The sequence below is a fragment of the Pseudomonas alloputida genome (assembly GCF_021283545.2).
Classification (GTDB): domain Bacteria; phylum Pseudomonadota; class Gammaproteobacteria; order Pseudomonadales; family Pseudomonadaceae; genus Aquipseudomonas; species Aquipseudomonas alloputida.
This window is the reverse complement of the sequence record NZ_CP128540.1, coordinates 2577699-2596040: the sequence shown is the minus strand read 5'-3', so window position 1 is coordinate 2596040 and position 18342 is coordinate 2577699. Positions and strand designations below refer to the sequence as shown.

Sequence of the window (18342 nt, the reverse complement as noted above, 5' to 3'; positions counted from 1 at the left end):
AAGCGCAGAAGGGGAATACATGAGCAGACCAAACGCGTACTGGGCCCTGGCCACCCTGCTCAGCCTCAGCCTGGCTCTCGCCGGCTGCTCCAGCAACGCCAGCAAGGCACGCTACGCCACGCCTGCAGTGGGCTCCAACTGCTTTGCCAAGGCCGTCCCCACTACCGGGGAAGGCGGCCTGGCCTGGGGCAATACATTGAGCATTGCGCGACAGAAATCCCTGAATAACTGCGTGCGTTATGCCAGCCGCTCGGGAGGCACGCCCAGGACTTGCCAGGTAGTGATGGCCAAGTGCAAAAACTGAACATATAACAATCTCAAAGTACGAAACTTCCTACAAAAATACTGCAACTTTTCACACGATATTGCGCAAACACAATACATATACATTCAAATAATATCTTACACTTTCAGCCTCGACCCAAAAGCAGCGATCGAGGCATTGTCTTTCACTTGAATTCCAGACACTTGATCGCCCGCGCATCTTAGCAAGTAAGTAGGAAACTTCTTACAGCATAGAGTCGGGCCTGAAATCCAGCACAGTATGAATACCGGCATTTCAGTCTTGTCAGTACTGAAAGTTGCCGCAGTGCGTCTCTGGTTGGAAAAGACTGTCTCTCTGAGCAAGGAGCTCGCATGACCAATGCCTCCGTCAGTAGCGCCACCTCCGGCCCTGCCTGCAGCGCTCGCGTGCCCATCCTGCCAGTGCGCTACGCCATCGTGCCCCGCACTGCCGACGCCCCCGCCTGCCGCTATGCCGATGCAGGCTTCAACCTGGAACAAGGCTTCCCCACGCTGCAGCACTCGGCCTACACCCTCCGCGCTTTGCGCCCGGGCTATGTCTACGTGTTCATGAAAGGCCCTCAGGGCGAAAAGCTGGTCATTCACGAGTACGTCGGCGCGGGCCTCTACAAGGAGCTGCGCTATCAAGGGCTGGAGGACTACCACCGCCGTGAGCGCTACCTGTCCGGCCAGAGCACCGGCTGGGTGTGGGCCGACACCTGCCAGGACACCGCCGAGGAAGTGTGGATCGGCTACAGCCCGCACCTGTGGACCAACGCCATCACCGCCCGTATCACTGGTTCGGCAGCCCTGCGCAAACGGCACATGCGCCAGCTGGACATGGCCGAGCTGGTGAGCGGCAACCAGGCGCCGTCCACCCAGCCCCATGTGTTGCCAGTGAGTGCCCTGCAAACCTGGGTCGAAGACTTCAAGCCAACCGAGCGGCGCATGCCGCTGACCTGGAGCAGCGACCCGGTCACCGAAACCTTGCCCATCGGCAACCTCCATGCCATCGCCCGGCACTACCCCTGGACCCAGCCGAAAGTGCCAGTGGTGGTGGCGCTCGCCGACGCCGAAGGCATGGCCCTGGACCTGAGCCTGTCTGTCTCGGCCTACCAGCATCAACTGCGTGACCTGATGCCGGCCGAGCAACTGGAGCACACAAAACCTGCCCAACCTCCCGAGCAGGAGCGCGTGCCGGCATGCTACCGGCTGGATGCCGAACAGCTCAGCCCGCAGAGCCGCGACTTTCACCATCGCAACCTGGTCGCCATGTTGCTGAACAAGACGCTGGAAAGCCTGTACCCGGCGGATGCCCCTTCGCCGGAACTGGCCGCGTTCAGGCTGGGCACGTCACGCCGGGGGCCCGCCCTGTCGCCGGCCGAGTCACATTTCCAGGCCCTCACCCATGAAGACTATTCCCCCAATGGTGCGCGCCTGGCGCAGCGCCTCGATGTCGACAAATACCGGCGCTTCCTCGCCGAACGCGACGCGCTGGAACGACGGATTGCCGCCCTGCGCAACCTGGCCTTGCAAGCCAGCAACGATCATGACGCCTGGCTGGCGACGGCCGAACCCCAACACATTGATAACCCCTACAGCCTGGCTGCGGCACTGGCCTGTTACGACCGCGACGAACGCACCTCCGCCCGCGGTCTGGAAATCTCACTGGCGTTGCTGATTCACCCAATGGGCCAGCCGACACCCGGCACAGAAGATCATGACCGGCGTTTCAAACGCCTGGAGCAATGGCTGGACCAGCACGACAGCCCGCTTTACACCGCCTTGGCGCCGTTCAACCCGTTCAAGGACAAAGCCGATTCGATCGGCACCTTGTTCGGCGCCAGCGACAACGTGATCGAAGGGCTGGCCGGTCGCTTCCCGGCCATGGCGGACATCACCGACCTCACCGCCCAGTCGGTCAATGCCGTGGTGCTCAAGCGCCTGCGCGGGCAGACCCGATGGGATGCCAGTCATGGCCTGCGGCGACAGGTGCAGTTGGCAGCGCGTGAGGCTAATGCCGAGAAAGCCCTGGGATTGCTGGCGGCGCGCTATCGAATCACCGAGCAGGCCATTACGGAAAACCCCTTTAGCCAGGAGGTGCAGCGGTATTTGAAGAGCGGCATGGCGCAGGTTGAAGAGATGAAAGCGTTGCGCATCTCGGGTAGCCGCACAGTGTCCATCGAGCTGACCACCACTGCGCGTGCGAAACCCAACTTCCTTGGGTTACTCACCTCCGGCGGTGGTGGTGGTTTAAACGCGGGGATGCTGTGGTTCAACATCTTATCGCTCAAGACGGCCTACAACAGCCTGCAGAAGAGCGATGCACCGGAATACACCCTGGGGTTCGCTTCATCTGTGTTCGGGGTGATCGGTGCAGCGGCGGCAACGTTGGTCAGCGTACGGGCAACGCAAAAGGCCGTCATGCTGAGATTAAGTGCCACAGCGCCGGGCATGGCCTTTGGCAATGGGGTTATCAAGTTTTTGAGTAGCAATCTGTTTGCGCGTTTAGCCGGATACCCGGCGATTGCGCTGGGTTTTTTCGCGGACGGTACTAAGGCGCTACGACAGTACGAAAATGGTGATCTAACTGCAGCCGGTTACACTGTGGCGGGTGGATTCACCATGGCTATTGGTTCCGCTGTCGTCCTTGAAGCAGGACTTGCAATTGCAGGCGTGACATCGGTTGTGCCCTTTGCCGGATGGGCCGCCGCTGCCCTTGTCCTCGTAGGTGTAGCCATCATCGCAGGAGGCCTCTACCTACACGCCAAGGCACATGAACGCCTTCACAGCCCAATAGAACTGTGGGCAGCACGTAGCATATTCGGCAATCGCATCAATGATGGAGAGGCGCACGCCGACATCAACTTGGACTTTGACAAAAAACTGCCTGCTTTCACCTCACTGCAAACGGAAATTAAGGCTTGGCACAATGAACATTACGGGCCCAAGCTACTATCCGCCGAGCAGGCCCTATCCCTCGGCATAACTAAAGCCGACACCCGATGGCATCAGAATAACCACTGGTCGCCGCCAAATTGGACAGCTATCACACATAACGAAGTAGCCACCCCCCAACCAACCGTAGAGTTCACAGTGCTGCTGCCTGCATTCAGGCTAGGCGTAAGTGAATGGTCAGGAAGTTTGAGCTCCGTCCGTGACAACCACGGAATTGACGTTTTTCCAATCAGCCCGACCGGCCACCTCGTAGATGCTGGCTTAGTTCTACATTTCGAAAACACACTCGCCAACCAAAATCATTTCTCACTTCATCTAACCTACAACGCCAATCAAGGCCTGGACGAAGACAATGAGACCCTGTCAATTTTTCGTCTGGAGCGCTGATCATGGCAACCATCTGGATATTCAACTCAATGTCAGACTCTGGACACAAGCCCTCTATCACAGGGCAACTATTAAGCTTATCTGACACCATTTTATGCTTAAGGAATCCATGGGTCACAGACTCTGTCTTCATGGGAAAGCTGTATTGCGCGATAACTGTTCTGTCAATTGCCGGCTTTTACCCATATTTACTATCCAGGGATATATGGCGCATGTACGAAACCGCTCCATTATTAGCGACTGGATTCTTGCTTATGCCTTTCACTTTCCTACCTTTCCTCATTTATCGAATATATTTCATAAAACGCTTATCAAGCTTCTGCTTCAATCGGGCGACCCAAAAAATCTACTATCAACGTTTAAGCAAGGTACTGGTCTTTGAGTGGAGCAATACCGGCGGTGGTATTTTTAAGCGTACGGAATACGGCGGCTCATCATTCAGCACCAGCTATGCCCTCGCCTTCGCCCCCCGCCGGGAAGACGGCAGCCTGCATCAAAAAGACTGCCTCTGGGTCGACAGTAACGAACCCACCGAACCCGGCGTCAAGCATGTCGCCGAGGTATGGGAATACTCCGCCACTTCATGGACCACGGCCCGGACAAACTCCCCCCGCCCGGTGAACCCAACTGGTGGCACAAGCCACTGCACGCCATCTGCCTGACCCCGGCAGAAGCCTGGCGCCACTACGCCCCCTGGCGAACCGGCGAGCCCGGTGAAATGCAGGGTAAAAAGAACTGGCAATTGCCGTTCTGGGCCGTGCTGTTCCCCTACAACTTCTCCGTCGCCCTCTGCTGGTATGGCATCTGCCGCCTGTTCAACGTCCGAGCAGCGCCACCGCCACCCGAAGCATTTGAGGAGGCCCCAGCGCATTCAACCCAAAAAGGGAAGCGTACATGAGCGACACCTCCGTCAGCAGCGCTACCTCCAGGCCCTGTCTGCAGTTCACGCGTACCCATCCTGACGGTGCACTACACCAACGCGCCATGCACCCGCGACTTCCCGGCCATGGCTGAGACCCTGTCAATTTTTCGTCTGGAGCGCTGATCATGGCAACCATCTGGATATTCAACTCAAGCTCAAGTTCAGGGCATAAACCCGCTATTGGCGGGCAACTATCAAACTTGTCAAAAACCACCTTATGCCTGAGAAACCCCTGGGTAACAGACTCAGTTTTTATGGGAAAGCTGTACTGTGCAATGACCATTGCGCTCGTCATCTTCACCTACCCTTACTTACTCACCAGTGAAGCCTGGAACCCATACACCTTTAGTTATACCTTTATCCTCCTTACACTAATTGCACCTTTAATCTTCCTCCCATTCTTAGCCTATCGAATATATTTCATAAAACGCTTATCAATTTTCTGCTTCAATCGATCAACCCAAAAAATCTACTACCAACGTTTGAGCAAGGTACTCGTATTCGAATGGGCCAACACCGGAGGTGGCATTTTCAAGCGCACCGAATACGGCGGCTCATCGTTCAGCACCAGCTATGCCCTCGCCTTCGCCCCCCGCCGGGAAGACGGCAGCCTGCATCAAAAAGACTGCCTCTGGGTCGACAGCAACGAACCCACCGAACCCGGCGTCAAGCATGTGGCCGAAGTGTGGGAATACCTGCGCCACTTCATGGACCACGGCCCGGACAAACTCCCCCCGCCCGGTGAACCCAACTGGTGGCACAAGCCACTTCACGCCATCTGCCTGACCCCGGCAGAAGCCTGGCGCCACTATGCCCCTTGGCGAACCGGCGAGCCCGGTGAAATGCAGGGCAAAAAGAACTGGCAATTGCCGTTCTGGGCCGTGCTGTTTCCCTACAACCTCTCCGTCGCCCTCTGCTGGTATGGCATCTGCCGCCTGTTCAACGTCCGAGCAGCGCCACCGCCTCCCGAAGCATTTGAGGAGGCCCCAGCGCATTCAACCCAAAGGAAACGCACATGAGCGACACCTCTGTCAGCAGCGCTACCTCCGGGCCCTGTCTGCAGTCACGCGTCCCCATCCTGACGGTGCACTACATGGCACCTTAAGCACCTTGGACTTCGACAGTAAGGCAATTCCCTCAGATACTGAGCCGACCTGCTACTTAACTAGAATCGATACAGCCAGAGCAAAAAGCGGCACTCTATTAATAAATTTCCTACCAAACCAAGGCTTATCCGCCAACACTCATTCAATCTCAACCCTTCATGTCGAGAGGTAGCGCCGTGGCCACAACATGGTTATTTAGCCCACATGAAAACACTTATATTAAACCAAAAATCCACGGACAAATCAGCAAAATAACCACAACATTAGCGCAGCTTAGAAATCCATGGGTTTCCGACTCAGCCTTCATGGCCAAGATGTATACCGCCACGATTTTAGCCATCGCGATTGTATCCTACACAGGCTTTTTCACCCACTCAATCAATTACCAACAGGAAGGGGCATATGTATTTATTGCAATACAGCTCCTCGGACCATTTATTTTTACTCCATTCTTAGCCTACCGTGTTTTCTTAATAAAAAAACTCTCTGACATATACCTCAATAGAGCCACCAAAAAAATATATTACAAACGCATAAATACACTCATAGTTATTGATTGGAATAACACTGGAGGCGGTATTTTCAAACGCACAGAATTCGGCGGCTCCTACTTCACCACCAGCTATGCCCTCGCCTTCGCCCCCCGCCGGGAAGACGGCAGCCTGCACCAAAAAGACTGCCTGTGGGTGGACAGCAACGAACCCACCGAACCCGGCGTCAAGCATGTCGCCGAAGTGTGGGAATACCTGCGCCACTTCATGGACCACGGCCCGGACAAACTCCCCCCGCCCGGTGAACCCAACTGGTGGCACAAGCCACTTCACGCCATCTGCCTGACCCCGGCAGAAGCCTGGCGCCACTATGCCCCCTGGCGAACCGGCGAGCCCGGTGAAATGCAGGGCAAAAAGAACTGGCAATTGCCGTTCTGGGCAGTGCTGTTCCCCTACAACCTGACCGTCGCTCTCTGTTGGTACTGTGTCTGCAAGCTTTTCAATGTCCGTGCAGCGCCACCACCGGCGGAGGCTTTCGAAAGTGGGCCTGCTAAGCCCGAATAGTCACCACCTGAAGTGGATAGGAAGAGAACGCTATGCGCCTGGATGGCAACGCGGCAAGCCAGCGTCCACAGGTTCGGCACAGATCTCAAGAGCGGTGCAATACCTGTGGCGCTGGCTTGCCGGCGATGATTGGGCGCAGCGCCTGTCAGGCGAACTTGGCCCGGGCCGCGTGCAGCTTCTTGTAGCTGTCGATCAGGCGCAGGTGGCGATCAAGGCCTTCGAGCTTCATGCTGGTCGGGGTCAGGCCATGGAAGCGGACACTGCCGTCCACCGAGCCCAATACCGCATCCATGCGCGCATTGCCGAACATACGGCGGAAGTTGGCTTCGTAGTCATCCATCTCCAGTTCGTCATCCAACTGCACTTCCAGCACCACGTTCAGCGCCTGGTAGAACAGGCCGCGGTCTACGGTGTTGTCGTTGAACTGCAAGAATGCCTCGACCAGTTCCTTGGCATCCTCGAAACGCTGCACCGCGAGGCAGATCAGCAGCTTCAGTTCGAGAATGGTCAGTTGGCCCCACACTGTGTTTTCGTCGAACTCCACACCGATCAGCGTGGTGATGGTGGTGTAGTCATCCACATCGCAGTTGTCCAGGCGCTTGAGCAGCAGCTTCAGCGAGCGGCTGTCGAGGCTGTGCAGGTTGAGGATGTCGGCACGGAACGACAAGGCGCGGTTGGTGTTGTCCCAGATCAGGTCCTCGACCGGGTAGATTTCCGAATAGCCCGGCACCAGGATGCGGCACGCGGTGGCGCCAAGGTTGTCGTACACCGCCATGTACACTTCCTTGCCCAGGTCTTCGAGGATGCCGAACAGGGTCGCGGCCTCCTGCTGGTTGGAGTCCTCGCCGTGCCCGGAGAAGTCCCACTCGACGAATTCGAAGTCGGCCTTGGCGCTGAAGAAGCGCCACGACACCACGCCGCTAGAGTCGATGAAATGCTCGACGAAGTTGTTCGGCTCGGTCAGCGCATGGCTTTCGAAGGTGGGTTGCGGCAGGTCGTTCAGGCCCTCGAAGCTGCGGCCCTGCAGCAGTTCGGTGAGGCTGCGCTCCAGCGCCACTTCCAGGCTCGGGTGGGCACCGAACGAGGCAAACACGCCACCCGTGCGCGGGTTCATCAAGGTCACGCACATGACCGGGAACTCGCCCCCCAGCGACGCATCCTTGACCAGCACCGGGAAGCCTTGCTCTTCCAGGCCCTGGATGCCAGCGAGGATCGCCGGGTATTTGGCCAGCACCTCTTGCGGCACGTCCGGCAGGCACAACTCGCCCTCGAGGATTTCGCGCTTCACCGCGCGCTCGAAGATTTCCGACAGGCACTGCACCTGCGCCTCGGCCAAGGTGTTGCCCGCGCTCATGCCATTGCTGAGGAACAGGTTTTCGATCAGGTTGGACGGGAAGTACACCACCTGCTGGTCGGACTGGCGCACGAACGGCAGCGAACAGATACCCCGCGCCGTGTTACCCGAGTTGGTGTCATACAGGTGCGAACCACGCAGCTCCCCGTCAGGGTTGTAGATCGCCAGGCAGTGCTCATCGAGGATCTCGGCCGGCAGCGCGTCGCGCGGGCCCGGCTTGAACCACTGTTCGTTCGGGTAGTGCACGAACGGGGCGTTGGCCAGGTCTTCGCCCCAGAACTGGTCGTTGTAGAAGAAGTTGCAGTTGAGGCGCTCGATGAACTCGCCCAGCGCCGAGGCCAGCGCAGCCTCCTTGGTGGCGCCTTTACCGTTGGTAAAGCACATCGGCGACTGCGCATCGCGTACGTGCAGCGACCAGACGTTAGGGACAATGTTGCGCCACGAGGCGATCTCGATCTTCATCCCCAACCCGGCGAGGATGCCCGACATGTTGGCAATGGTCTGCTCCAGCGGCAGGTCCTTGCCGGGGATATAGGTGCTGGTGTCCGACACCGGCATCAGCAACCCTTGGGCATCGGCATCGAGGTTGTCGACCACTTCGATCACGAACTCAGGGCCGGTCTGCACCACCTTTTTTACCGTGCAGCGGTCGATGGAGCGCAGGATGCCTTGACGGTCCTTGTCGGAGATGTCTTCGGGCAGTTCGACCTGGATCTTGAAGATCTGGTTGTAGCGGTTTTCCGGGTCGACGATGTTGTTCTGCGACAGGCGGATATTTTCGGTGGGAATATCGCGGGTCTGGCAGTACAGCTTGACGAAGTAAGCCGCGCACAAGGCCGAAGACGCCAGGAAATAGTCGAACGGGCCTGGGGCCGAACCATCGCCTTTGTAGCGGATAGGTTGGTCGGCGATCACCGTGAAGTCATCGAATTTGGCTTCGAGACGGAGATTGTCGAGAAAATTGACCTTGATTTCCATGCGGGATTACCGTGATTTAAGCGTGCAAAACGAAATTGGCCGGCATTATCCGGGTTTTCGTTGCGCAAGTCCTGTTCAACGCCGACTGCAGGCTTGATTTTTCGAAGCTGGCTTGCGTATTCCGCCGGATTACTTGCCTGATCCTCTGAAGTCACCCCCGCCACCAGACCAGCGGTCATCCTCCTGTGCTAGCGTTTCTGCACCGGGGGACAACGTATTCCCCATGCAGATAAAACACAGCGACAACAACCGTGACGGGCAGGTGAAACCATGGAACTACGCATCAACCAGAAGACCTATCAGGTCGAGGCGGACGCCGACACGCCCCTGCTGTGGGTAATCCGCGATGACCTGGGGCTGACCGGCACCAAGTATGGCTGCGGCTTGGCCCAGTGCGGCGCCTGTTCGGTGCTGGTGGACGGCAATGTGGTGCGCGCCTGCGTTACCCCGGTGGCCGGTGTGGTGGGGCGTGAGGTCACCACCATCGAGGCGATCGAAGCCGACCCCGTCGGCAAACGGGTGGTCGCCGCCTGGGTCGAGCACCAGGTGGCTCAATGCGGCTATTGCCAGTCTGGCCAGGTCATGGCAGCCACGGCGCTGCTCAAGCACACGCCCAAACCCAGCGATGCGCAGATCGATGCAGCCATGGTCAACCTGTGCCGCTGCGGCACCTACAACGCCATCCATGCCGCTGTGCATGACCTGGCCCAGGGGGAGCAGGCCTGATGAACACGCCAGTCGATACACCCGCCGAACTGCTCAGGCTGCAGCGGGGCGAAACGGTCAACCTGTCACGTCGGCGCTTTCTTGCCGGCACCGCAGTCGGTGCCCTGGTGCTAGGTTTCGGCCTGCCCATGGGCTCGGCCCGCGTGCAGGCAGCAGCCGCCGCTGCGGCAACTGCGGAACGCGGCACCCAGGTGCCTGCATTTCTGGAGATTCGCCCGGACGGCACGGTGCGCCTGCTGAGCCCCTTTATGGAAGGCGGGCAAGGCCCTTTCACCGCCATGGCGCAGATTGTGGGTGAAGAGCTGGATGTCGACCCGGCCCATTTCGTGGTCGATAGCGCACCACCGGGCGAAGCCTACGTGGTGATGGAGAACGGCATGCGCATCACCGGTGGCAGCATGTCGGTGCGCATGAGCTACCCCACCATGCGCCGTCTGGGCGCGCTCGCCCGGGGCATGCTGCTGCAGGCGGGCGCCGAACACCTGGGTGTACCGGTCGATGAGCTTTCTACCACACCGGGTAACGTAGTACATACCACGACCGGACGTTCCGTACCCTACGGTGAGCTGGCCGGTCGCGCCATGGACCTGCCGGTGCCCGACCCGGCCAGCGTCAAGCTGCGCGACCCCAGCCAGTTTCGCTGGATTGGAAAGCCCGTACGCCGCCTGGATGCCTACGACAAGTCCACCGGCAAGGCCCAGTACTGCATCGACATCAAGGTCGACGGCATGCTCCACGCTGCCGTGCAGCATGCACCGCGCCTGGGCATGACGGTTGGCAGCCTGCGCAACGAAGACCAGATCAAGGCCATGAAAGGCGTACATTCTGTGCATCAGCTGCCAGGCGCCGTGGCTGTGGTCGCCGAGCGCTGGTGGCACGCCAAGCGTGCAGTGGAGGCGATTCAGGTGGACTGGAAAGAACCGGCTGCCGACAGCAAAGTGCGACCGATGCCGGCCGATTTTTCCAGCGACGCCTGGCGCGAACACCTCGCGACGGTGCAAGGGCCGTCCCGTGATGAAGAGAACGAAGGGGATATTGCCGGCGCCTTGGCCAACGCCAAGACCAAGGTCGAGGCCAGCTACCACAACCAGTACCTGAACCATGCCCAGCTGGAGCCACCGTCCGCCCTCGCCCGCTTCAACCCGGACGGCAGCCTCGACGTCTGGCTGCCCAACCAGGCCCCGGACATGTTCCGTGACGACATTGCCAGACGCACTGGCCTGGAGCCTGCACAAATCAACCTGCACTCGCCGCTGCTGGGCGGCTTCTTTGGCCGCCACTTCCTGTACGACTCTGCCAACCCCTACCCGCAGGCCATTGCCCTGGCCAAAGCGGTTGGCCGGCCGGTGAAGCTTATCTGGAGTCGCGAAGAGGAGTTCTTGCGCGATGTACTGCGCCCCGTCGCAGTGGTGAAGTTCCGCGCCGGGCTGGACGCAGACGGTATGCCAGTGGCGCTCGAGGCGGTCAGCGCCACCGAGGGCCCAACCGAGGCCCTTGCTGGAAAACAAGGGGAGAAGATCGACCCGACCGCGCTTGAGGGGCTGTCAGGCAAGTCCTACGCCATCGCCAACAAGCGCATTGCCCAGATCTACGTCAAAGGCCCGGCCATGCTTGGTTACTGGCGCTCGGTAGGTAACTCGCTGAACGACTTCTTCTACGAATCATTCCTGGACGAACTGGCGGACAAAGGTGGCAAGGACCCGTTTGAACTGCGCCTGCACCTGCTGCGCGACAACCCGAGACTGACCAACCTGCTGAACGCAGTGGCCGACTTGTCCGGCGGCTGGAAGCGCGGACCGTTCACCGCCGAGGACGGCAGCAAGCGCGCACGCGGCGTGGCCATGGCCTCACCGTTCGGCTCGGAGGCTGCGGTCATTGCCGAGGTTTCGATCGACAACGGCCAGGTCAGGGTGCACGACATCTGGCAAGCCATCGACCCGGGCAGCATCGTCAACCCGGCGATCATCGAGCATCAGGTCAACGGCGCCGTCGCCCTGGGCCTGTCGCAGACGCTGGTGGAAGAAGCGGTGTACGTGGATGGCAAGCCGCGCGCACGCAATTACGACCTGTACCCGATCCTGCCGCCTTCGCGGATGGCGCGGGTGCATGTGCGCATCATCGAAAGCGGGGCGAAGATGGGCGGCATCGGCGAACCACCGCTGCCCGCCGTGGCCCCGGCGGTGGCCAACGCGGTCGCGCAGCTCACTGGCCAGCGCGTGCGCAGTTTGCCATTGAGCCGCCACACCTTCAGCTGATCGCACAAGGGACGCCTCATGACCCATCGTTTCGCAAGAACCGCTGGCTGGCTGGCGCTGCCGTGCCTGGTCGCGGCGGGCCTGCTGGCCTGGTATGTCACCCGTGAACCCGCATCGCCGTTTGCCGACGCACAGGCCACTGCTGCCGACCCGGCGCTGGTCAGCCGCGGCGAATACGTCGCCCGGCTCAGTGACTGCGTGGCCTGCCATAGCCTGCCGGGTGGCAAACCGTTCGCCGGCGGACTGGAAATGGCCACCCCGCTGGGGGCAATCCACGCCACCAACATCACCCCCGACCGCGACAGCGGCATCGGTAACTACACCCTGGCCGACTTCGACCGCGCCGTGCGCCAGGGTGTCGCGCCGGGTGGCCGACGGCTGTACCCGGCGATGCCTTACCCGTCCTACGCCAAGCTCAGCGATGATGATGTCAAGGCGCTGTATGCGTTCTTCATGCACGGCGTGCAACCGGCGCGGCAGGCCAACCTGGGCAGCGACATCCCCTGGCCGCTGAACCTGCGCTGGCCCATCGCCTTGTGGAACGGCCTGTTCGCCGCCACTACGCCTTACACCGACAAGGCCGGGCAGGATGCACAGTGGAACCGTGGCGCCTATATCGTCCAGGGCCCCGGACACTGCGGCAGTTGCCATACGCCACGTGGCCTGGCCTTCAATGAAAAGGCGCTGGATGACAGCGGCAAGCCGTTCCTGTCCGGCGCACTGCTCGACGGCTGGTATGCACCCAGCCTACGCGCCGATCACAACACCGGGCTGGGGCGCTGGAGCGAGGCAGAGATCGCGCAGTTCCTGAAGACCGGGCGCAACCGGCATGCAGTGGTATATGGTTCGATGACCGAGGCGTTCAACAACTCCACGCAATTCATGCATGATGACGACCTGGCTGCCATCGCTCACTACCTGAAGTCGCTGCCCGGCGACCCCCAACGGGACGGCGCGCCATGGCATTACCAGGCCGAATCGCTAGCGACACGGCTGGACAGCCCGGGAGCGCGCACCTACGTGACACGCTGTGCGTCGTGCCATGGCCTGGACGGCAAGGGCCAGGCCGAATGGATGCCGCCCTTGGCCGGGGCGACCTCGGCACTGGCCAAGGAGAGCGCCTCGGCAATCAATATCACGCTCAATGGTTCGCAGCGGGTGGTGGCTGCAGGGGTGCCGGACGCCTATCGCATGCCGGCTTTGCGCGAGCAGTTGAGTGATCAGGAGATTGCCGACGTGCTCAGCTTTGTGCGTACGGCCTGGGGCAACCAGGGGGGTGCGGTGGATGCGCAGGCGGTAGGCAAGCTGCGTGGGCATACCGACCCGGCCAGCAGCAGCCCTATCATCTTGCATATGCGTTGAATTGGAGTGGCACATGTACCGACGCGAGGCTGCCCCCAACAAAGACCGCGCAGCACATGAGCCACTCTGTCACTGCCACCGCTCCAGATTCTGTTTCAACCACTGCTCGGGCAAGGCCCCGCCAACGATCTTCGCCATCTCCCGCGCCAGCGCCTCACGCAGCAGTGGCCGGTTGCAAGGCGACTCATGTGAGATTGCCAGGTACAACCCTTCGCTGGACACCGGTGGCTGCAAAACCTGCACAGTGGCTGCGATGCCCAATGTGCGCGCCAGCGCCATGCCAGGATACTGCTCGTACACCACGTAATCGCTGCGCTTGTGCATCAGCTTCTCGAACGCCTGCCTGGCAGTGGGCACCGCTTCGAGGGTGAGACTGGCCTGGGCGTATTCATCGAACTGTTGGCCGTGGCTATTGTTGACCAGAGTGCCACCCTTGCGGCCTTTGAGGTCGGCCCATTGCTGGTAGGCAAAGGCATTGTCCTGGCGCACCCAGATGACGCTGGGTGTGCGCAAAAACGGCGGGGCAATGAAGTCCACATGCTGCCGGCGCGCTTCGGTCAGGAAATACCCGGCCATCAAGTCGATCCGCCCGGTGCGCACTTCTTCCTGGGCTCGTGACCACGGCCCGGCGTAAACCACCTCTATCTCCAGCCCCAACTGCTTGCCCAGGTATTTGAGCAGGTCGGCATTGGCACCGATCAGTCGCTGAGGGTTCAGCGGGTCGCGCCACAGGTACGGGGGGTATTCCGGGTTGCCTGTGGCGGTCAGCCGTAGGCATGCATCATCCGCTGTTGCAGCCAGGGGCAGCAGTGACAGGCACATCAGGAGCAAGACGTGGCGAAAGCAACGCTCGATCATCTACGACCCTCGGCACATGAAACACCCGGCGATCCGGCGTAGTGGCCAAAGGCTGCCACCTGCCGTGGTCGCCTGCAGCTATCATCTGCGCGCTGTAGACAGTCTGGACCATCAGCAACCCGCAGACGAACCTTTCATCGTCCCGTTGATAAATCTGCCGAAGGACAGACAGTGAGCGCCTGCACGGCCGGCGAAAAACTGGGCGTTTCAGGCACCCTGCCGTCGCATCGCCAGGATCGCCGCGCCAAAACCGATAAAGGTGGTGCCCACCACCCTGTTCACCCAGCGCGACAGCGACGGCCGGGTCAGCACCCCCTTGGCCCGCGCAGCCAGGGCGGCATACGCGCTTAGCGAAGTGAGCGACAAGGCCACGAAAATCCCGGTCAAGGTCAGGAACTGCGGCAACAGCGCAGCCCCCTGGTCGATGAACTGCGGGAACAGTGCAGTAAAGAACATGGTCGCCTTCGGGTTGGTCACTGCAGTGAGAAAGGCCGATTTGAACAGTTTCAGCGGCGTGGGCCGCACCTTGGCTGAACGCTCTGCGGCCCCCTGCTCCAGCATCGGGCTCTTCTTCAGCAGTTGTCGCGCGCCCAGGTAGAACAGGTAGCCCGCCCCCAGGATCTTCACGGCATTGAACAGTACTTCAGAACTGGCCAGCAGTGCGCCTAGCCCCAGCATGGCCGCTGCCGACAGACAGAACAGACCCGTGCCATTGCCCAGCGACGACCAGATCGCGCTGCGTTGGCCATGGGCAAGGCTGTTGTTGATAGCCATCAAGGTGGCAGGGCCTGGGCTGGCGATCGCGATGGCGGCGACCAGGGTAAACGCGAACAGCGAGTGAGAATCCATTTTCAGGCTCGTCAGACAAACAGGAAAGGCTGCGTCAATTGCACGCAGGTTCAGCCGGCATTCTGCCGCTTGGCCGCCTTTTTGGCGATAGCCTTCATTCGCGTCGCCGCACGCTGCACAGTGGCCATTTTCTCGGGCCGCTTCATGCCCCGCCACTTGCGGATTTCGTCACGGGTACGGCCGCAGCTCACGCACAGTTCGCTGTTGAGCTCGCATAACGAGACGCAGGGGTTGTCGATGTCTTTGGCCATGCCACTACTCAGCCAGGCAGTTCTGCCCGCGCACGTTCGCCAGCACTGTGGAACACCTGGCGCACTTCCTCGGCCTTGACCTTGGTGACCGACCTGGCCACCCGCAACTCTTCGACCACGCGCAGGCCCTGCTCCAGGGCTGTTGCCAGTTGCTCGGCGTCGGAGGCGTCAGCGATATCACCCAGATAAGGAGCGATGAGATACACGTAACGGTCCTGCAGCTTGAGCGCTTCCAGCGCGTCGAGGGCTTTCTGGAACCGGTCGGCAGCGGCAGGGCTCATGCTCAATTTATCGAAATGAATCAGGCTCACACGGTCAGTGGCCATTATGACGAATCTCCGTTTCCTGTGCGGCCAGGCCCACAAGCAGCAGCGCTTCTACGATGCTCGTATGTGCGGTCCCGGGTTATGCCCATCAGGGTACCAGAAGCCGAGGCAGAAAGGGCCATTGCCCCCAGAACTAAAAGTATTTGCCAAGTCGCGCAATGGACGCCCCATGGCGTTATGGGGACATGAGCCGCTATCTGCTGCGCAGGATAATCCCGCCAGCAATCCACCCCGCCGAGGCCGTCATCGTGCTCGGCAGCCCACACAACAAGCCTGCGCGTCCAGGCAATACACAAATGGGGCCTCATCATACATGGCAAAGGAACACATCCCCGAAACACTCGATCTTGGCGTCACAGACCCCTCGAAAACCGCAGAAGCCCGCCAGGATCGACATTTCGAGGGCAAGCTTGACTGGATCGTCTTTGGTTTCACCAGCCTCCTGGCCATCGCCTTCGTGCTCTGGGGCTTCCTCAACCAGGCCAGCCTGGCCAGCAGCGCTTCCAGCGCGCAATCCTGGGTCATTCTCAATTTCGGCTGGTTCTTCGTGCTCACCTCCTCCCTCTTCGTGGTGTTCGTGCTGTGGCTGGCCGCCAGCCGTTACGGGCGGGTGCCGCTGGGCCGCGATGGCGAACAGCCAGAGTTCCGCACGGTGTCCTGGGTAGCGATGATGTTCAGCGCCGGCATGGGCATCGGCCTGATGTTCTTCGGCGTGGCCGAGCCGCTGTCGCACTACATATCGCCGCCGCCCGGCTCGGCCAGCGGGCAGACCAGCGAAGCGATGCAGGTGGCAATGGCCACTACCTTGTTCCATTGGACCCTGCACCCTTGGGCCATGTACGCCATCGTCGGCCTGGTAATCGCCTACGGCACCTTCCGCCGTGGCCGCTCGCAGCTGATTTCCGCCGCCTTCCGGCCGCTGATCGGCAAGCACGCAAACGGCCCTCTCGGCCGCCTGATCGACATGATGGCAATCTTCGCCACGCTGTTCGGCTCGGCCGCCTCGCTGGGCCTTGGGGCGCTGCAGATTGCCGGCGGCCTGGAATACAACGGCTGGATCGAAAGCCCCGGTAAACTGTTCTACATCTCGATCATCACTCTGCTGACCATTGCCTTCGTGACCTCGGCGGTGTCGGGCATCGGCAAGGGTATCCAGTGGCTGTCCAACACCAACATGGTGCTGGCACTGGTGCTGGCGGTGTTCGTGTTCATGGTCGGGCCGACGCTGCTGATGCTCAATCTGTTGCCGACCTCGCTCGGCATCTACATCAAGATGCTGCCGGAAATGATGGCCCGCACCAACGCCAGCGGCGGCGAACAGATGAACAGCTGGCTGGCCGGCTGGACCGTGTTCTACTGGGCCTGGTGGATCTCCTGGACGCCTTTCGTGGGCATGTTCATCGCCCGCATCAGCCGCGGTCGCACCATTCGCCAGTTCGTTACCGGGGTGCTGTTGGTGCCAAGCCTGGTCAGCCTGGTGTGGTTCACCATCTTCGGTGGCGCCGCCATCGAGGCCGTGCGCGAGGGCGCCTTCCAGCTGGCCAACGGTGCGGTCAACAGTAATCACGCGCTGTACCAGTTGCTGGACAGCTACCCGCTGGCCTCGGCAACCTCGGTGCTGGTGATGATCCTGGTGGGCATCTTTTTTGTTTCGGGTGCCGACGCCGCCTCGCTGGTGATGGGCACGCTGTCGGAACACGGCACCACCGCGCCATCGCGACGCACAGTGATTTTCTGGGGGACGCTGACCGGTACGGTGGCGGCCATCATGCTGGCGATCGGCGACCCAGGTAACCCTGGCGAGGCACTGACCGGGCTGCAGAACCTGACCATCGTCGTGGCCTTGCCATTCGTGGTGGTGATGGTGCTGCTATGCCTGGCGCTGTACCGCGACCTGCGCAAGGACCCGATGATGCTGCGCCACCTGCGCGGCAACGAGCTGATCGAGAAGGCCGTACTGTATGGCGCGATGAAGCATGGGGAGGAGTTCTACATTGTGGTGCAGGAGAAGAAGGCATCGGCCAAGACAGCGGCAGAGGCCGAAGTAACCCGCAACTGACGGCGTCAACCCGAAAACCACGGGCTGCTAAGCAGCCCGTTCGCGATGCGAGACCGCGCCTGCTGAAACATGGATCTGCTTCAACCTTCCAACGCCGCCGCTATCTTGGCCACATCGATCTTGCCCATCTGCATCATGGCCTCGAACGCACGCTTGGCCGCCGCACGGTCGGGGTGGCCGATGGCTTCGATGAGGATGCGTGGAGTGATCTGCCACGAAATCCCCCATTTGTCCCTGCACCAGCCGCAAACGCTGGCCTCGCCGTCGTTACCGACAATGGCATCCCACAAGCGGTCGGTCTCTGCCTGGTCCGCGGTACTGACCTGGAACGAAAATGCCTCACAGTGCTTGAAGGCCGGGCCACCATTGAGGCCCACGCAAGGGATACCCATTACCGTGAATTCCACGGTGATCACATCGCCCTGCTTGCCTGAAGGGTAATCGGCGGGAGCCTGGTGCACAGCGACAACCCGGCTATCGGGGAAAGTTCGGGCGTAGAAGTTCGCCGCCTCTTCGGCATCGTGGTCGTACCACAGGCAGATGGTGTTCTTGGCAGTCATGGTCTTGCTCCAAGATCGAAGGTGAGCCTTGAGTCTAGCCCCATAGCCCCGGCG

The 18342-nt window shown here is 60.5% G+C and carries 14 protein-coding genes and 1 pseudogene; 9 read left to right on the top strand and 6 right to left on the bottom strand.

The features are described from left to right. Positions 1 to 19 precede the first annotated feature (19 nt). The 5 genes and pseudogenes from LU682_RS11920 to LU682_RS11900 all read left to right on the top strand — a co-directional run bounded on the left by LU682_RS11920 (position 20) and on the right by LU682_RS11900 (position 6710). Positions 20 to 304, top strand: a complete 285-nt coding sequence (locus tag LU682_RS11920; protein WP_049588094.1) for a hypothetical protein — start codon at positions 20 to 22, stop codon at positions 302 to 304. Positions 305 to 636: 332 nt separating this feature from the next. Beyond that, positions 637 to 3627, top strand: a complete 2991-nt coding sequence (locus LU682_RS11915) for a T6SS effector BTH_I2691 family protein (RefSeq protein ID WP_145122547.1) — start codon at positions 637 to 639, stop codon at positions 3625 to 3627. A 2-nt stretch (positions 3628 to 3629) separates the two neighbouring features. After that, positions 3630 to 4525 (top strand): annotated as a pseudogene (locus LU682_RS11910) (DUF6708 domain-containing protein). Positions 4526 to 4674: 149 nt separating this feature from the next. After that, the gene (locus LU682_RS11905; RefSeq protein ID WP_010954462.1) at positions 4675 to 5568 is read left to right on the top strand and encodes a DUF6708 domain-containing protein; all 894 of its coding nucleotides are present in this window, start codon (positions 4675 to 4677) and stop codon (positions 5566 to 5568) included. Positions 5569 to 5831: 263 nt separating this feature from the next. Beyond that, positions 5832 to 6710 carry a DUF6708 domain-containing protein gene (locus LU682_RS11900; RefSeq protein WP_079732587.1) on the top strand — a complete coding sequence of 293 codons (879 nt, stop codon included), beginning with the start codon at positions 5832 to 5834 and terminating at the stop codon, positions 6708 to 6710. Positions 6711 to 6855: 145 nt separating this feature from the next. Here the strand turns inward: LU682_RS11900 and LU682_RS11895 are convergent, their stop codons facing one another. Beyond that, positions 6856 to 9042, bottom strand: a complete 2187-nt coding sequence (locus LU682_RS11895) for an OsmC domain/YcaO domain-containing protein (RefSeq protein ID WP_003256021.1) — start codon at positions 9040 to 9042, stop codon at positions 6856 to 6858. A 270-nt stretch (positions 9043 to 9312) separates the two neighbouring features. Here LU682_RS11895 and LU682_RS11890 point away from each other — a divergent pair, with 270 nt between their 5' ends. The 3 genes from LU682_RS11890 to LU682_RS11880 are packed head-to-tail and all read left to right on the top strand — an operon-like array spanning position 9313 to position 13385. After that, positions 9313 to 9768 (top strand): (2Fe-2S)-binding protein, encoded by a 456-nt coding sequence (locus tag LU682_RS11890; protein WP_003256023.1) that lies wholly within the window; start codon positions 9313 to 9315, stop codon positions 9766 to 9768. Next, positions 9768 to 12023: a xanthine dehydrogenase family protein molybdopterin-binding subunit gene (locus LU682_RS11885; protein WP_010954464.1), complete on the top strand. Its 2256-nt coding sequence runs from the start codon at positions 9768 to 9770 to the stop codon at positions 12021 to 12023. The genes LU682_RS11890 and LU682_RS11885 overlap by 1 nt, the downstream gene beginning before the upstream one ends. An 18-nt stretch (positions 12024 to 12041) precedes the next feature. Next, positions 12042 to 13385 (top strand): c-type cytochrome, encoded by a 1344-nt coding sequence (locus LU682_RS11880; RefSeq protein WP_010954465.1) that lies wholly within the window; start codon positions 12042 to 12044, stop codon positions 13383 to 13385. Positions 13386 to 13454: 69 nt separating this feature from the next. Here LU682_RS11880 and LU682_RS11875 read toward each other — a convergent pair whose 3' ends face one another. From LU682_RS11875 to LU682_RS11860, 4 genes are all read right to left on the bottom strand, one after another. Beyond that, the gene (locus LU682_RS11875) at positions 13455 to 14243 is read right to left on the bottom strand and encodes a substrate-binding periplasmic protein (protein WP_010954466.1); all 789 of its coding nucleotides are present in this window, start codon (positions 14241 to 14243) and stop codon (positions 13455 to 13457) included. A 207-nt stretch (positions 14244 to 14450) separates the two neighbouring features. Beyond that, complete coding sequence (locus LU682_RS11870; protein WP_010954467.1) at positions 14451 to 15092, bottom strand: LysE family translocator; 642 nt, start codon at positions 15090 to 15092, stop codon at positions 14451 to 14453. Positions 15093 to 15142: 50 nt separating this feature from the next. Further along, complete coding sequence (locus LU682_RS11865) at positions 15143 to 15343, bottom strand: DUF1289 domain-containing protein (protein ID WP_060489359.1); 201 nt, start codon at positions 15341 to 15343, stop codon at positions 15143 to 15145. An 8-nt stretch (positions 15344 to 15351) separates the two neighbouring features. Continuing rightward, positions 15352 to 15669: a hypothetical protein gene (locus tag LU682_RS11860; RefSeq protein ID WP_010954469.1), complete on the bottom strand. Its 318-nt coding sequence runs from the start codon at positions 15667 to 15669 to the stop codon at positions 15352 to 15354. A gap of 313 nt (positions 15670 to 15982) precedes the next feature. Between LU682_RS11860 and LU682_RS11855 the strand changes: the two genes are divergently transcribed. Beyond that, positions 15983 to 17728, top strand: coding sequence for a BCCT family transporter (locus LU682_RS11855; RefSeq protein ID WP_060489357.1), 1746 nt, complete (start codon positions 15983 to 15985; stop codon positions 17726 to 17728). 80 nt (positions 17729 to 17808) lie between these two features. Here the strand turns inward: LU682_RS11855 and LU682_RS11850 are convergent, their stop codons facing one another. Next, the gene (locus tag LU682_RS11850) at positions 17809 to 18288 is read right to left on the bottom strand and encodes a VOC family protein (protein ID WP_010954471.1); all 480 of its coding nucleotides are present in this window, start codon (positions 18286 to 18288) and stop codon (positions 17809 to 17811) included. Positions 18289 to 18342: the final 54 nt, after the last annotated feature.

What these genes read in the sequence shown, in the direction of transcription:
- LU682_RS11885 (WP_010954464.1), top strand. Translation starts at nt 9,768, where the DNA reads ATGAACACGCCAGTCGATACACCCGCCGAACTGCTCAGGCTGCAGCGG.
- LU682_RS11870 (WP_010954467.1), bottom strand. Translation starts at nt 15,092, where the DNA reads ATGGATTCTCACTCGCTGTTCGCGTTTACCCTGGTCGCCGCCATCGCG.
- LU682_RS11895 (WP_003256021.1), bottom strand. Translation starts at nt 9,042, where the DNA reads ATGGAAATCAAGGTCAATTTTCTCGACAATCTCCGTCTCGAAGCCAAA.
- LU682_RS11915 (WP_145122547.1), top strand. Translation starts at nt 637, where the DNA reads ATGACCAATGCCTCCGTCAGTAGCGCCACCTCCGGCCCTGCCTGCAGC.
- LU682_RS11850 (WP_010954471.1), bottom strand. Translation starts at nt 18,288, where the DNA reads ATGACTGCCAAGAACACCATCTGCCTGTGGTACGACCACGATGCCGAA.
- LU682_RS11905 (WP_010954462.1), top strand. Translation starts at nt 4,675, where the DNA reads ATGGCAACCATCTGGATATTCAACTCAAGCTCAAGTTCAGGGCATAAA.
- LU682_RS11880 (WP_010954465.1), top strand. Translation starts at nt 12,042, where the DNA reads ATGACCCATCGTTTCGCAAGAACCGCTGGCTGGCTGGCGCTGCCGTGC.
- LU682_RS11890 (WP_003256023.1), top strand. Translation starts at nt 9,313, where the DNA reads ATGGAACTACGCATCAACCAGAAGACCTATCAGGTCGAGGCGGACGCC.
- LU682_RS11865 (WP_060489359.1), bottom strand. Translation starts at nt 15,343, where the DNA reads ATGGCCAAAGACATCGACAACCCCTGCGTCTCGTTATGCGAGCTCAAC.
- LU682_RS11855 (WP_060489357.1), top strand. Translation starts at nt 15,983, where the DNA reads ATGGCAAAGGAACACATCCCCGAAACACTCGATCTTGGCGTCACAGAC.
- LU682_RS11875 (WP_010954466.1), bottom strand. Translation starts at nt 14,243, where the DNA reads ATGATCGAGCGTTGCTTTCGCCACGTCTTGCTCCTGATGTGCCTGTCA.
- LU682_RS11860 (WP_010954469.1), bottom strand. Translation starts at nt 15,669, where the DNA reads ATGGCCACTGACCGTGTGAGCCTGATTCATTTCGATAAATTGAGCATG.
- LU682_RS11920 (WP_049588094.1), top strand. Translation starts at nt 20, where the DNA reads ATGAGCAGACCAAACGCGTACTGGGCCCTGGCCACCCTGCTCAGCCTC.